Annotated in this window: 13 protein-coding genes and 1 pseudogene; 8 read left to right on the top strand and 6 right to left on the bottom strand. The window is 42.0% G+C overall.

Going from position 1 to position 14076, the window contains the following annotated elements; genetic code table 11:
• The first annotated feature begins 74 nt into the window (after positions 1-74).
• Genes PMI05_RS24905 through PMI05_RS24895 form a run of 3 tightly spaced genes read left to right on the top strand, consistent with a single transcriptional unit; the run spans position 75 to position 2393 of the window.
• Complete coding sequence (locus PMI05_RS24905; RefSeq protein WP_007727913.1) at positions 75-1400, top strand: SMI1/KNR4 family protein; 1326 nt, start codon at positions 75-77, stop codon at positions 1398-1400.
• A gap of 56 nt (positions 1401-1456) precedes the next feature.
• Complete coding sequence (locus tag PMI05_RS24900; protein ID WP_007727908.1) at positions 1457-1885, top strand: immunity 22 family protein; 429 nt, start codon at positions 1457-1459, stop codon at positions 1883-1885.
• 13 nt (positions 1886-1898) lie between these two features.
• Positions 1899-2393, top strand: coding sequence for an ankyrin repeat domain-containing protein (locus PMI05_RS24895; RefSeq protein WP_007727905.1), 495 nt, complete (start codon positions 1899-1901; stop codon positions 2391-2393).
• 19 nt (positions 2394-2412) lie between these two features.
• Here the strand turns inward: PMI05_RS24895 and PMI05_RS24890 are convergent, their stop codons facing one another.
• Positions 2413-2610 carry a hypothetical protein gene (locus PMI05_RS24890; RefSeq protein WP_007727903.1) on the bottom strand — a complete coding sequence of 66 codons (198 nt, stop codon included), beginning with the start codon at positions 2608-2610 and terminating at the stop codon, positions 2413-2415.
• Between the two features lie 205 nt (positions 2611-2815).
• Here PMI05_RS24890 and sigK point away from each other — a divergent pair, with 205 nt between their 5' ends.
• Entirely contained in the window at positions 2816-3526 is a 711-nt protein-coding gene (gene sigK / locus PMI05_RS24885; protein ID WP_007727902.1) for an RNA polymerase sporulation sigma factor SigK, read from the top strand.
• An 899-nt stretch (positions 3527-4425) separates the two neighbouring features.
• On the opposite strand, the pseudogene PMI05_RS31845 reads toward sigK, so the two are convergent.
• A pseudogene (locus PMI05_RS31845) lies at positions 4426-4707 on the bottom strand (Ig-like domain-containing protein); the annotation flags it as partial.
• Positions 4708-5325: 618 nt separating this feature from the next.
• Between PMI05_RS31845 and PMI05_RS24880 the strand changes: the two are divergent.
• Positions 5326-5760, top strand: coding sequence for a hypothetical protein (locus PMI05_RS24880; protein WP_007727884.1), 435 nt, complete (start codon positions 5326-5328; stop codon positions 5758-5760).
• On the opposite strand, the gene PMI05_RS31840 is transcribed toward PMI05_RS24880, so the two are convergent.
• The 3 genes from PMI05_RS31840 to PMI05_RS24865 all read right to left on the bottom strand — a co-directional run bounded on the left by PMI05_RS31840 (position 5750) and on the right by PMI05_RS24865 (position 8107).
• Positions 5750-6019, bottom strand: a complete 270-nt coding sequence (locus tag PMI05_RS31840) for a DUF1871 family protein (RefSeq protein WP_369751247.1) — start codon at positions 6017-6019, stop codon at positions 5750-5752. The genes PMI05_RS24880 and PMI05_RS31840 overlap by 11 nt on opposite strands.
• Positions 6020-7246: 1227 nt before the next feature.
• The gene (locus PMI05_RS24870; protein ID WP_007727880.1) at positions 7247-7510 is read right to left on the bottom strand and encodes a hypothetical protein; all 264 of its coding nucleotides are present in this window, start codon (positions 7508-7510) and stop codon (positions 7247-7249) included.
• Between the two features lie 243 nt (positions 7511-7753).
• Positions 7754-8107, bottom strand: a complete 354-nt coding sequence (locus tag PMI05_RS24865) for a hypothetical protein (protein WP_007727869.1) — start codon at positions 8105-8107, stop codon at positions 7754-7756.
• Positions 8108-8669: 562 nt separating this feature from the next.
• On the opposite strand from PMI05_RS24865, the gene PMI05_RS30310 reads away from it, so the two are divergent.
• Positions 8670-8864: a hypothetical protein gene (locus PMI05_RS30310; protein WP_238543353.1), complete on the top strand. Its 195-nt coding sequence runs from the start codon at positions 8670-8672 to the stop codon at positions 8862-8864.
• Positions 8865-9483: 619 nt separating this feature from the next.
• On the opposite strand, the gene PMI05_RS24860 is transcribed toward PMI05_RS30310, so the two are convergent.
• Positions 9484-9852: a hypothetical protein gene (locus tag PMI05_RS24860; protein WP_007727867.1), complete on the bottom strand. Its 369-nt coding sequence runs from the start codon at positions 9850-9852 to the stop codon at positions 9484-9486.
• A gap of 1282 nt (positions 9853-11134) precedes the next feature.
• Between PMI05_RS24860 and PMI05_RS24855 the strand changes: the two genes are divergently transcribed.
• The gene (locus tag PMI05_RS24855) at positions 11135-12760 is read left to right on the top strand and encodes a S8 family serine peptidase (protein WP_007727863.1); all 1626 of its coding nucleotides are present in this window, start codon (positions 11135-11137) and stop codon (positions 12758-12760) included.
• A gap of 672 nt (positions 12761-13432) precedes the next feature.
• Positions 13433-13933, top strand: coding sequence for a hypothetical protein (locus PMI05_RS24850; RefSeq protein ID WP_039961311.1), 501 nt, complete (start codon positions 13433-13435; stop codon positions 13931-13933).
• Positions 13934-14076 lie beyond the last annotated feature (143 nt).

Genomic DNA, 14076 nt, shown 5'->3' with positions numbered 1-14076 from the left:
TGAAATCGAATTTTAGATAAAGAAAATAGAAATAGAATTCGTAACATAGAAAAGGACATACGAGAGAGGTCGTTATGCCAATGCAGCAGCGAATAGAAAAGTGGTTTGAAGCATGGAAGTTACTTATGCATGATATGGAGCGTCAAGGTGCCCAGGTTTGGCCGCTCACTATAGAACCACCGGCGGGGCTGGAAGAAATCGAAAGAAAAGAGGAGAGTCTCGGGATCAGCTTTCCTGCGACGATCCGTACTATTTTGCATGCGGGCAGCAGTCAGGTTCAAATAAATTGGTCGTTGCCCTCTCGAGCGTTAGATCCTTTTTCACTCAGTGGAGATTTGGGATGGTCATTGGATGCATTTGAGTGGCCGTACTTTGGCGGGGACGAAGAGAGTGAGGACGAGAAAAGGTATCTCTGTTTTCACGTCGGCGGGAATGGCGACATGCTGCTCATCGATTTGTCGACAGGCGCGGATGACCCTCCCGTCTATTCATGGGGACATGAGACAGACGAGTTCCTCTTGCTCGGCAAAAGCTTCACAGAGTTCGTAGAGCGAGTCACAGAGCTCGGCTGTATTGGGGCAGAGTGCTGGAATTATGAAGCGCTCGCAGGTGCAGAGGGACTCGATGTTGAGGGGCAAGTCGCACAAGAGTGGAAAGAATGGCTGCAAACCTATCGGACGCTAACCTTTGAAGAGGCCGCGCAAGATTTCGAGAAGCTGGTCTTGTTTGCCAAAATGCATGGTGCAGGAGATTCACGTATCCAAAAGGCATTTGCTCAGTACGATTGGGAGCCGATTTTGCATAAATGGGTAGTGCAAATCGAGCAGGAAACCTCATCAAGCAATCTGCTACTCTGGTGCCAGCTCATTGTCGAGACAGTAGGCAAACAGGCAGAGAGCTGGGTACGCTCGCTCTGGGAATCTGGGCCACATTATGAACGCATAGGCTCGAGTCTACGTGCATATGTAACGGCGGCTTGTTTGCCAGAAGAAGAGGGCTTGCAGCGAGTTTTGGCTGAGATGGACGAAGTCGTTGCCAGAAAAGAATGTCTGGTAGGATATGCTGCCAATAGTCATTTGCATCACTTTCGCTCCCGTGAAGTCATTATGTGGATGAAACCGCATGTGGCGTACCCGATTGAAGGCTGGGATGATCTATTCGCCGTATCACGTCCACAATGGGATGATCTGATTCATTGGCTGGACGGAAATGAAGCACAGCGGCAGATTGCGTTAAGTGCTTGGGGGAAAATGCTGACGAGTGGTGAGTCGCCTTCAGGTGAAGCGAATTGGCAAGAAATCAATCGGTTGTTGGATGCAGCGTACGAAAAAGCCATTCTGCGCAAGGAAAAGGAGCGTGTAGATCGCATTCGATCTTCCTTGGAAACAGCAAAGCATTAGACGAAGAGGCATTGACCCGTGTTTGTGCAAGAGGAATGAAGCAAGGGGGAAAGACAATGAGAAATGTGGTAACGGTATGGGGAGCAGCCTTGCAGTCTTCTGATGAACTGGCGGATTTTCTGACTCCGGTTTACGATGAGGACGGGGAAGTGATACCGTCTGGCTTTTTAACAGCGTCGGGCCTTGAATGGGTGGACGAGGACTTTTTTGAAGTGCATGAGGTACAGGATGCAGAGGCCAGAGCGGACTTTTTCACGTATTTGGAAAACGAATATGCGATGAATGCAACACTGGATAGAAAAGAATGGCCCAAACAGCTAACAGAGGAGATTGGCAAGTACCCACATGTGATTTTGCTGTATGGCAATGAATCGCGGTACGGTCCGATTAACGAAAAATTGTTCGATCTCACTGAGGGCGGGCAAGAAAAAGATGCACCGGTGGTCCTACTCGCCAAACTTGTATTTGAGACAGAGGAGCGGTAAGGAGCAGGAAGGAATGCCTAAGAAAGGAGAGACAGATATGGCTTACCATTTCGCAGATTTATATGATGCGGCTGAATTGGGAGACATTGAGCTCATAAAAAAGATCGTCACGAAACAGCCGGAATTGCTGCATGAGAAGGATGAGTATGAGTTTTCCGTACTGCATGGCGCTGTGATGACAGACGATGTTGACCTCATTGCGTATTTGGTCGCACAGGGAGCCGATGTCCATGCGAAAAACGATGAGGGTATTACCCCGTTGCATATCGCGCTCTATCCAGAGGTCGCAGAGGCGCTCATCGCGCACGGTGCAGACATACATGTCAGCGCTCATGATGGAAGTACCCCGCTGCACACGCAGGTAGCGGATGGCGAGGAGCGTGTGGATGTGGTAGAGTTGCTGCTGGCTAAAGGTGCGAATCCTAACAAAAAGGACATGGAGGGGCAAACACCATACGATATAGCACGCGAGAGAGAAGACGAAGAGATGATGGCTTTATTTGAATAGGGAAAAAGCTAAGCGTCCGTTATGATTTCGGACGCTTTATTTCTTGCTCAAGTGCTGCGACACGTTTTTCCAGCTCGGCGATGGCTTTTTGCTTGGTTTCCGTGCGTTTTACGATGAACAAGCAGCAAGCAATGACAAGTGCTATGGGCATGAAGAAGATAAAGAGCTGAAAGAGTACAGTACCCCATTCGATCGACACAGCGCCAAATTCTACCATGGGTGATCGCTCCAATCATTCGTTTTGTTCATTTTACCAAAATATCTCATTTTTTCTAAGCTTCAATCCATATGCACAAATGTGAATCCTTTACCATACAAGCAACAGTGAATTAATCGACAACAACTCCCTGCGTACAGGCACGCATAGGCAACCGCCCACATATGGATAGAAGTAAGCTATTCCAGACGTGGAGGTGGCAGCCATGTCCAGCATTATCGCGGCGCTTTCCCTTGTTTTTAAAGAACTTCTTGTTTTTGTGGCTTATGTCAAGAACAATGCCTTCCCGCAACCGCTTCAGGACACGGAAGAAGAAAAGTACCTCCGACTCATGGCCAAAGGCGACCCTTACGCCCGCAACAAGCTGATTGAGCACAATTTGCGTTTGGTGGCGCATATTGTGAAGAAATTCGAGAACACAGGTGAGGACAGTGAAGATCTGATTTCCATCGGTACCATCGGCCTGATCAAAGCAATTGAGAGTTACCAGGTGGATAAGGGCACCAAGCTGGCTACGTATGCTGCGCGTTGTATTGAGAATGAAATCCTCATGCATCTAAGAAGCTTGAAAAAAACAAAAAAAGACGTATCCTTGCACGACCCAATCGGGACGGATAAAGAAGGCAATGAAATTACCTTAATCGACGTCCTTGGCACAGAAACCGACGAAGTGGTCGACGCAGTACAGCTCAAGCTGGAGTCCAATAAAATTTACCAGCACATTCACATCCTTGATGAGCGCGAAAAAGAGGTCATCATCGGCAGATTTGGGTTGGATCAGGACAAAGAAAAGACACAGCGTGAAATTGCGCGTGAGCTGGGCATTTCTCGTTCGTATGTATCCCGTATCGAAAAGCGAGCGTTAATGAAGTTGTTTAATGAGTTTTATCGGACGAAACAGCCGCAGAATCGGTAGTTTGTTTGCAGCGGAGGAACTATTTTGAGGGGAATTACAAAAGTTTACACAACAAGTGTTTTTAATGGTTAGAATTCACACTCGTAAAATACAGACAAGTAAATAGGATGAAGCCACTCGGATACCGGGTGGCTTTTCTATTTGCTTGCTGATCAAGAGGCTCTTATTGGATCAGTCAAAGCGCAGGGGGAAGGGGTAATTGTACGAATCAAAAGAATGGAGGACCAAAAGAAATAGCCTAGCGCAAATTACTATTACAAGCTACTGGTGAGCAATCAATGGCAGAAGGGACAGAAAAGCAGCGTGCCAGGAAGCCAGGTTAATCGGTTAGCCTGGAGGTACGGCTATATATTTTTCGGTTGACGAACCTCTCAGGGCTACTATTATTCCGATCGGCACGCCAGACGTTTGCGACAATTGCGCAATCGAACAGATGGTAAAGCGTGGGAAGGAACAAGAACACGTCATCAACATGCTGGCAACGAAGGTGATGGGATGGGAAAAGCATGAAGTAGAGCTTGATCTAACCGATGGAGGGACGAAAAAGTTCTTTAACTCTTAGCGGAAGAATGGAATAGAGGTTGCAACTCACTGGCAGCCACTCTACAACATAGCCGATGCGTGGATGATTATTGATAGATTCAAGCACGAGCCAGATGTATACATCAGATTTACATTCGAATCTCATGTTCCACCACTCATATTCGCTATTGATCCAGCGGTCATTTGTGAAGCAGCCAAAAGGAAGATTGAGGCGATTGAGACGCGTGCTTAACACAACCGTAATTTTGTAAAGAAGGAAGAGACTTTCAATAATGAAAAAAAATACACCCCTGGATATCCCAAGGGTGCGTTAATGGAATTTCTGCATTTACATGATCATGAAGCACCAGAAATGGCTAATGCATATCGACTTGGAAAGTATCCCAGACTGTTGCTCCTTTGGTATCAGTGGCTGTGATTGTCACTGTAACGGTACCCATTTGACTGGGAAATCTAGAAATTTGTACGATTCCGGATGCATTTACAGTGGCTGTAGCGGTACTTCCATCAATCGAGGAAACCGAGAAGGTCAAAGGTTCTCCATCCGGGTCGGAAAAATTCCCTGCTACGTTAACAGTGATCATAGGTATCAGAGGGGGCATTACTTGATCCGGAATGGTACTAACTACTACAGGTGCTTGATTGCTATTCTCGAGTTATCCCCTTCTCTTAGGGAGGGTTTTCATTCGAGCCTACACCGTGCGGGCGACTTTCATCGCACACGGCGTTCCATCAACGGATAAAAAGGATATTTACAACGGGCAACTTTAGATTAAAATGCATTAAGATTTCTAGTCAACTAACCAAAGTTAGTTTGAACAGAGTCTGCAATAATTAACACAACAGTAATTGGGGATAATGGGCTCAATTACTTACTTAAGACAAAACAAAAACCCACTGTCGCCAGTGAGTTGAAATTTTTTGTATCCCGACTTATGTTAAAAGACTGCTTTTCTCAGCAGGTCAAGCTGCAGCGTCCAACAAATGTTACGCACCATTGTGTCATATTAGGCTCGTGCAAGTCTGGATTCACTAGATTTACAAATGTCACCTGTACATCTAAATCAAACAAATCTTGTTTTTGCATTGTTAGTCCCTCCTAATAACATGGTTTTGTTTACAATAAACGGTAACATTAAATCGGTTTTTAGTAAAGTGCATGAATAGATATTTAGTTTTATAGAGAGTACGGCGGGTGAAGCCGTTACTTCGAAATGGGAACACAACACACGATTTGAAATGGGAGGGTGAAAGGAATGTCGTGGAACCTGATAAATAAAGGCGACAAAAGGGCGCTGGCTCTGGCTGATCGGCATTACACCCGACAGAAACCAGGTAGCAATCAGTTTTATCGACCGGGAAAGAATCTGGTTCTACTCACCGAGGATGAAAAGGCTTTGTGGGTGACATGGCACGGAATCAGGGATCACGGCTGGGATGCGTGGGAATGCACTTTGTTTCGAAATGAGGGAGATTTCCTATCGAGCCACCTGATTGTTCTAGCTCTGGGGATTACTCGGAATATGTGGGGTGTGCCGCCAACGGACGGAATCATAACTTACGTTGGCAAGCACCCACGCGGCGAATGTTCCCATGCAGCAGGCTTCCAGCGTGAGGATACAAAATGTGTATTAAGAGAATGGAGGAAAAAGGTAGATGCAGCACTTAAAAGAGGTATTGTTAATCGCTAGGGATTGTAAATAGAATGCGAGCGACATCCAGGCATTCTGCGAACGGACGATTATAAATTTTGTCATCGAAGTATTCGATGAAAATACTTTCTACATGTTTGGCCAACTCTTCAGGGGTGCTGTAGTTAGATTGAAGAAGTATAATAATCTCATTTATTTCAAATCGGTAATGATCGTGTTCGGGATCTATACCAACTAACCCAATCGGGTCCCATCGATCAATAATGTTTTTTACTTTAGCATAAATCAACTGCTTCACCTCAAAATTTTTCAGTCAAAATACAATACCATAAATAAGGACCGCCTTTAACTTATTAGTTATTGAGTAAAAAGAGACCCCTAGGATTTCCTAAGGGTTCGTCGATGGAAACTACTCAATAACTTTAAAAATGAAGCTATAAGATACTTCACCACTTATTCCATCACTTGCTGTAATAGTACCAGTAGTTTGGCCTGCTTTTAATGCGGTGAAGTTAGCATTACCAGTTGAACTGTCAATGGATACTTGAGCAATACTACTGTCACTTAGAGTAATGGAATAAGTTAGAGGATCATCGTCGGGGTCCCTAATATAATCCGAAAACTCGAGTAGTCCATTCGGGAATCTCAAAGTTAATTGGAAAACATCGATTTGCTTGATAATTATAGGTTTGTGATTGCTATTCTCGACTTATTCCCTTCTGTTTGTGAGGGTTTTTGTTCGAGCCTACACCGTGCAGGCGACTTTCATCGCACACGGCGTTCCATCAACGGAAAAAGGTGAAAAATTACAACGGGCTATATCAGTATATATAACACTACTGAACAAAAGCTAAACAAATTTACAAAACACACGATTTGTACAAACGTAGTCCCAGCGATAAAAATAACCCCCGGAATATCCCCGAGGGCCATTGATGGATTACGTTACTGTTTGAGTAATAACATTTGATTCGCCTTCGTTCTTACCACCTGTAATGACAACCTTAAATAGATAGGTTTTTCCTGCCTCTAACTGAGCAGCACGTACAGAATGCATGGGAATCCCATTAGCGGAGCCAGATTTAATCCCTAATGGCAGGTAAGCATCCCCCCAAGTTTCTCCATTGTCCGTAGACTGTAAGACTTTCTCAGATGCGGCGTCCTGTGGGGCGGTATAGTAAAAATCAACAAATCTTCCATGAGACACATGCCAACCAGACCCAGAAATTACAACATCATTAATTGGTTTCGTATCGCTATTCTCGTCTTATTCCCTTCACTAATCGAAGGTATTCGAACAAGCCTACACCGTGCGGGCGACTTTCATCGCACACGGCGTTCCATCAACGGATAAGAAAGTTTTTACAACGGGCAACTTTAACATAGGTTATATATTCAAATCTGTCTTCTAACTAAAGTTAACCCATTTAGTGGTAGCTTTAGAAATGAACCTAGTTAAACAAAAAAATCGATTTGATAAACAAGATGATCGCTCCAATGAAGAGACATCAGAAATCTTGGAATATCACCTTTCCATAACGGCTTCATCGAAAATTTTTCTGTAATAGTGCAAATCAAATTGAGAGGCTAATGCGTCGACTGTAGACCAAAATTTATCTTCATTGAAGCCAACAAAATCTACGACGATAAACTCTGCGAGATTATGGAATGCATGCGCTATACGGAAATTTCTATAAAAGGTAGCCTCGTCAAAAGCACCACTGTTTTTTAGGTCTAGGAAAGCTTGATGAATTAATTTCTTATAAGCGATCTTCTTTACTTCAGTCATCAGATCATCTCCTTTTCCTGATTAAATAGGACAGGGGGGTGGAAATTCCTGCGTGAAGAAAGCAGTTGATCTGTCAAAACATTACTTGTGAGAAGGGGAGGAAGGAATGCAGCAGACATAATTTTGCTAGCGAAAAGATTTAACTCCTGTAAGGAGACAGGAGTCGAAAATGTTTTCTCGCTATATCTGGACTTCTGACGAAACCGAAGCAATTGCACAACTGCGTGTCCATCAAATTTCCTTTTATGGCGATTTAGTTATTACCCAAGTAAATACTCTTCTAAAAAAGCCAGTGGGGTTATAGATACGCATAAACCATCTATCTAGCCCAAGTGGGTAATTTTGAAGCACATATACAGGTTCATTTTGTTCAATGAGCCATCCAGCACTGATAACCCTCCTAGTACCTTCTGGTGCTGGTATCAAGTTAATATTTTCATATGAATATGGTCGAATCTCGATGGGCTGAAAACGGTGGCGCCAAAAGCCATTTCCGAGACTATCTGTTATACGTATATTTTTCCGACTTAGGGTGATGATTTTTGTCCGTTTTACACCTCTTTTTTTCACAATCTTGGATGATGATTTTTTTTTCATGTTTTCACCTTCTACGCTTATTTACGTTTTGTAGGATCAACATATGAAGGAAAAGAGATAATGCTTGGACTAATTTACATGAGTTAAAAAAATGGGGGAATTCAATAATTAGAGCTCAGACTGAACAATTTGAACCCAGAACTGCTACAGGCTATTCAACACAAGAGAAATGGTGATGAACTATGTTAATCCTTCTTATCGATTAACTTGGTAAGCAGGTCTTCGATTCTCTGTAAATGTTGATTGGTTTGCTTCAGCAGATAATACAAATTCACAAGTGAGATCATTACCACAATCCCAAAAACTAATACATCAATTTTAATACCACCTTAATTGGCAATCATTGGGTAATTTGTACCTTCGTGAATGATAGCATTAAAGTAAAGAAATCGCGATATTTAACAAAATATTTCGGGAGTAAAAAATAGACAAAAAAATAAGCCCCCAATCAGGGAGCCCTAATAATTTCTTTCACCAAGAAAAACAAAATAAAAAGGAGCGACAGGAGAAGGGGATTGATCAACTGTTTCCACAGCTTCAAAGGTCTGAGTCCACGAATGAGTTGAAAGCACGACAGATCGAAAGGGCTTTGCAGTATTCGTTGGATGAAGTAGAGCGTCAGATCACCGAAGAGAAGTATGTCAGCACATCACGCGTAAAAGACATCAATGTTGATTTAGGGCTAACAAAAGACCAATACTACACAAAAAAGATAGATGCAATAAGGCAAATTGCTACGGCACTCGGGATGATCTGAGTGCCTTTTTTGTGCGAAAAAGCCCAACAAAACCACGATAAAATGCGGGATAAAACTTAGACTTTATCAGGGATAAAAGGCAGGACGATTTGAAATGGTGGAATCGGTAATCTTGAGTCAAGAGCAAGCAACATCGGCTCTTGGGAGATACCGTCTATCCCTTATCAATGGCGTGCGTACCTGAACGAATCTATGGGTGCTGACGAATGTGATCTTACGAGAGGGGGACATTCTGAGCCTGAACGCACCAGTTGCAATGAGCCGTAGCAGGGAACCATGCAATTAGTTATCATTGTATGCATTACAGCGGTTTTCAAGTTTTAGGGAACCCCTCTCGGAGCTTTGGAAAATCGCGAACTACTCTGCTGGGATTTACCGGACAGGGGATTACATGCGAGACATACGGCACCGGCTCTCGCCCATTGTCCAGTACCTCTCATCTTTGCCTACGGATAGAGTGTGAGTCGCTATGAGGAATACCGCCGCATGATGGCGAGTTGTTTGGGTTTAACGGTGCTAATATAGTATTAGCGAAGAATGAGGATAGCCACCCAGCTTGTCCGAGTGGCTATTGCATAAGCTTATGAATCCTACTACGAATTTTACTGATTTGAAAATATTAATTGGTGCTGTTTTTTACGTAAGCTTCTGCTTTTTCAACATCTTGTCCTTGTAGTTCAACGCGATATTGACAACTATTTTTCATCCAATAGTCTTGGTAACTACTATTCGAAGTTGTAGAGTAAATGTCTATATCATGTTTCTCCCACCAGATGTTATCCGAACACTTTTCTAGAATCGTTGCCTTTGCTCTCCCTTTATTGACTGTTACTCCATATCTCCCGTATGCATCCTTGCCAAAAACTACGGAACTTGAGTCCCACTCATTTTTCACTACTGAGACATAATGGATATCAGCGGCGTAGGCAACAGACATTGATCCAAAAACGGTAAGAGCAGTAGTAATAGAAAGTAGCTTTTTCTTCATAATATACCCTCCTAATATTTTGAATACACAAACATAATACCATAAAGTTGTATATTTTCCATATATTTGAAATTGTGTTTGATATTCAAGGTTGGATCGTGTTAAAGCAAAAAATACCGACTTGAGTCGTCTGTTGAAAGGGCGGCTTTTTCTATGAGTGAGAAAGATGAAAAGATACTCAAAGTCAAGGCGAGCATCCCTAGTAATTCGGTTGCCAGCAGATCATCAATGATACGGATGTGTATGTGCCAGCGGGAAAGGGAACAAGTTGCATTGCTTGTTACCTGATTGCGAAAGAGATAAGACAGAAAAAGTGACTGATAAGTAACGCCCAGCAAACAGGGATTATTTGCGAGAGTAGATTCCGACCCCTAACACCTTGTTCAGCGGGCGTTGTGACGACTATCAGTTAAGAGAGCATTCAAAAGTGGGTTATTAAAGTAAAAATAAAAATGGAAAATATTGCATATTAAAAAGGTGTCTGATACCATAAATGTAAAATATAGTATATTTCGAAAAGGGAGATGAGTCTTGTGTTAGGAAAACTCAAGGTATCTACATTGGGAATTGTTGCTACTGCGTTGCTCTTACCTAGTGCTGTGTTTGCAAGTCCGCCTTCTGCAACAAAATTCTCTGAACCAACTGCTATTACTTAGTATAAAGTAGCGAGCAGTGAAGCTAGAAGTCTTGCAAGATCAGAGCTGATTAGTGCTTGGTTTGAATGTGAAAGATTCTATCAATTGCCTGATTCTTTTACGAATCAAAGCGAGGTTGAGGTTAGAACAAGTACAGAAAAAAACACTGGAAGTAATTCCACTTATACAGTTACTTTAATGAAGTTCAGCCATTGGGCAGGAAAATTCATGCCAGAAAAGTCCGAGACGAACCTTGTTAATGGTGGCGCAGGTTGGTTCTTCACGGGTTTAGACCCGGATGCGCTTTACACCATACAAATTGATGGAAATGTAAAAGGACATGTCTCAGTATATTCGGTCAATTAAACCTATTATCATGCATCAGTAAATAATATCAAGTAGCACTCAAGTAGGAAGATAACAGACCTACGAGGGTGCTTTTTCTTTTGGAAAACAAACTCAATGGGATAAGTTTACTAGTCTTACAGTTAGTTGCAAAACTTTACACTCCAGGAGATTTCAGCGAGAGAATAGGACTCTTTGATAAAATGGAGACAGCAAATAGGAACTGAGCCACTCGGGCAGCCGGGTGGCTTTTCTGTTTGCCATCTGATCAGATAATTCACAAATCAAAGGAGAGAAAATTTATGAAGAAAAAAATTTACTTGGTCTCTTTTAAGGAGAAAACTTTCAAGAGAACGACATTAAAAGAAGTACATGAAAGTAACATGCAAAAGCTAATTAAGCACGGAGCCAAAGTACAAAAAGAACTCAAGAATTTACCTCGTACCTTTATTATCAGTGATCCAGATGAAAGTGTACTTGTTTCGTTAAGAAATGACCCAGACATTCTCGCGGTGGAGGAGAATATTGAAGACCAGCCCTTAATGGCACAAAACCAACCAGAATGGCCATCTACATTAATTGGCTTACCAGAATTCGTTTCTAGAGGATACACGGGTGCAGGTGTAAAAGTGGGTATTATCGACTCAGGTTTCGCAAATCATGAGGACATTGTATATGCAGGCCGCTATAACGCTTATGCAGCAGTCTATGGATATACAACGCCACCAGAGTCTGACTACCTGGGTCACGGAACATCAGTTGCAGGAATTATTGGCGCACGTAACAATGATAAAGGTTATGTGGGAATTGCTCCTGGAGCGTCTCTTTATTGTGCAAAAATTACCCACGAAACTGGAAATGGTTTGGACGTAGCAGCTCAAATCGAAGCGATAGAGTGGTTGGTTAGCCAAGGAGTAAAAATTATTAATTGCAGCTTTGGTGGAATTGTAGATGTGGAAAACCGTAAGATCGCCTTTCGAGATGCTGCATCGTTTCATGATATTCTAATAATTTGTGGTGCGGGTAATGAAGGAAATGTAGGCGGGGCAATGAATGACAATATGATTTATCCAGCAAGATACGATTTTGTATTATCTGTAGGGTGTCTAAAGGCTAATAAAGAACCTGCCGTATATTCAAGTCGTGGTCCTGAATTGGATGTGTCTGCTCCTGGTCATAATGTAATGACAACCATTCCTTCAAGCGCCAATAGAAATGAGATTAATCATTATGATATTTCTAAGGAGTACGGATTATTTACTGGTACTTCTTGTGCAACTCCTCACGTAACAGGACTAGCTGCCTTGTATTGGCAAATGAATCCTTCTTATACGGCTAATCAAATTAAAAATTTGATTTTGTCAAATGTAGAAGAGTTGGGTAAAGATGGTGTGGATGTCGTCTTTGGAAAGGGAATGGTTATTTCCCCATGGACCCCACGAAATGCATATACAGGGAAATTAACGTCTAGCGCTACTACAATTACAGGTTCTCATACTAATAGCAATTTAGTTAATGGTGGTGTAAAACATTTTAAATATGTGGCTCCAATATCCGCCAGATACTTGTTTAAAACAACTAATCAAATGAAAACTCATATTCGTGTTTATGATGAAAGCTATAAATTGCTAGGGTTTAGTCCGTATGGAACAGTGACAGGAGTAACGAATGCAGCTGTATTTCTTGATGCTGGAAAAACAGTTTACATTAGTGTTTCTGGAGAAGATGACTCTCAAACAGGTCCTTTTACATTAGAACTGTATAGCTCAACTCCAACTGTAGTTAAGGAGGATTTTGAAGACGCACAATATGCATTTGACTTCTCAGGCGACTGGGTACGTACCAATCTAGAGCGATATGATGGCACATACAGTTTTACCAATAAAGATATTTCCGACGGACAAGAATCCAGAATTATTTTAATTTAAATATTCCTACAACTGTCTCTAGTGCAATTTTGTCTATGGATTATAAAGTTAGCTCAGAAAGTAACTACGATTTTTTTGAAATTTTGATTGGAGGAATGAAAGTTCTGAGTGTATCTGGTAACGTTCCTTGGACAAAGTTCGAGACTCCGGTTCAATTCGGACTCCATACAATTACTTTGAGGTATGTAAAAGATGGTAGTGGGAGTAGTGGATCTGACTCAGCTTTTGTCGATAATATTACACTAAAATGGTAACGTTCGAGTTTTATCATGACATTTCAAAGAAAGGGAGCTATATTTGAATCCCTAAAAGCTCCCTTTTTAATCAGTAAGGAACTTTATCTACACTCTGACCCGTCTTTGGGCGGGTCTTTTTTATTGGGAGGTTTTCGACAGAATCACGACCGTCTATTGATTAGATGCTTGCAAATGTGATTGTTACAATAATTTACGTGTTACTGTTGAAGATAATCGTGAGGTTCAAGTGCAAATGGAAGGTATTTCAAACTACGCCTCACGAACTTATAACGATCGAACTTTAACGCCACAACAAACAGTAAAAATGAGGCAATTAGAATAAAGTCGAATTCTGTCGGAATATATAGAATGAAAGATGCCTTGTATGATGGGATAATTGATGATAATAATTTCGTCTTGTCGAAAGGTGATTCCGATGTTGAATTCAAAAATCCTTATTATTTTGACACTTCTTTTTTCATTAATGGTACTGCCAGGGTGTGGAACAGATGCAGTTCAGGAAGATTTGCTGAATTATATAAATAACGAAGTACCTAAAATTGCGTCACTTGAGAAAAAAGCGATAGCTGATTATTCCGCAGTTTCAGGGGCAAACTTCCAAGATGACGATGTTATGTACGAAACGTTGACCCAGAAAGTTATACCGACTTATGCACAGTTTATAGGGGAACTAGAAAAGATTAGGCCGTCTACTCCTGAAGTACAAGAAGTTCACGAACAATTTATTGAAGCTGCTACTTCTCAACATAGTGGGTTTGTCATGGTCGTATCAGCACTAGAGAAGCAAGATTATACTGAGATTGCTAAAGCTAATAAGAATCTTGCAGAAGGAAGAAAATTAATGCGAGAGTATCACGCTGCTGTTAAAAATCTTGCTGATTCTCACGGTGTTACAATTACAATGCCTAGTAACTAAGCATGTAAGATGGGTCGAATTAATGACCCGTCTCTTTTTATACGGAGGTAAACATATGGCTCTAAGTTTCGAAACTAACCGTGGAACAATGAAGTGGCCATACAATCCACAATTGTCGAACATAAATATCCACATCGGCAGGG

The sequence above is a fragment of the Brevibacillus sp. BC25 genome, assembly GCF_000282075.1.
Classification (GTDB): Bacteria; Bacillota; Bacilli; order Brevibacillales; family Brevibacillaceae; genus Brevibacillus.
The sequence above is the reverse complement of the archived record's forward strand: the minus strand, read 5'-3'. Positions and strand labels throughout refer to the sequence as shown.

Excerpts from the sequence above, each read along its gene's own strand:
- PMI05_RS24905 (WP_007727913.1), top strand. The coding sequence starts at position 75 with ATGCCAATGCAGCAGCGAATAGAAAAGTGGTTTGAAGCATGGAAGTTA.
- PMI05_RS24900 (WP_007727908.1), top strand. The coding sequence starts at position 1,457 with ATGAGAAATGTGGTAACGGTATGGGGAGCAGCCTTGCAGTCTTCTGAT.
- PMI05_RS24895 (WP_007727905.1), top strand. The coding sequence starts at position 1,899 with ATGCCTAAGAAAGGAGAGACAGATATGGCTTACCATTTCGCAGATTTA.
- PMI05_RS24890 (WP_007727903.1), bottom strand. The coding sequence starts at position 2,610 with ATGGTAGAATTTGGCGCTGTGTCGATCGAATGGGGTACTGTACTCTTT.
- sigK (WP_007727902.1), top strand. The coding sequence starts at position 2,816 with ATGTCCAGCATTATCGCGGCGCTTTCCCTTGTTTTTAAAGAACTTCTT.
- PMI05_RS24880 (WP_007727884.1), top strand. The coding sequence starts at position 5,326 with ATGTCGTGGAACCTGATAAATAAAGGCGACAAAAGGGCGCTGGCTCTG.
- PMI05_RS24870 (WP_007727880.1), bottom strand. The coding sequence starts at position 7,510 with ATGACTGAAGTAAAGAAGATCGCTTATAAGAAATTAATTCATCAAGCT.
- PMI05_RS24865 (WP_007727869.1), bottom strand. The coding sequence starts at position 8,107 with ATGAAAAAAAAATCATCATCCAAGATTGTGAAAAAAAGAGGTGTAAAA.
- PMI05_RS24860 (WP_007727867.1), bottom strand. The coding sequence starts at position 9,852 with ATGAAGAAAAAGCTACTTTCTATTACTACTGCTCTTACCGTTTTTGGA.
- PMI05_RS24855 (WP_007727863.1), top strand. The coding sequence starts at position 11,135 with ATGAAGAAAAAAATTTACTTGGTCTCTTTTAAGGAGAAAACTTTCAAG.
- PMI05_RS24850 (WP_039961311.1), top strand. The coding sequence starts at position 13,433 with ATGTTGAATTCAAAAATCCTTATTATTTTGACACTTCTTTTTTCATTA.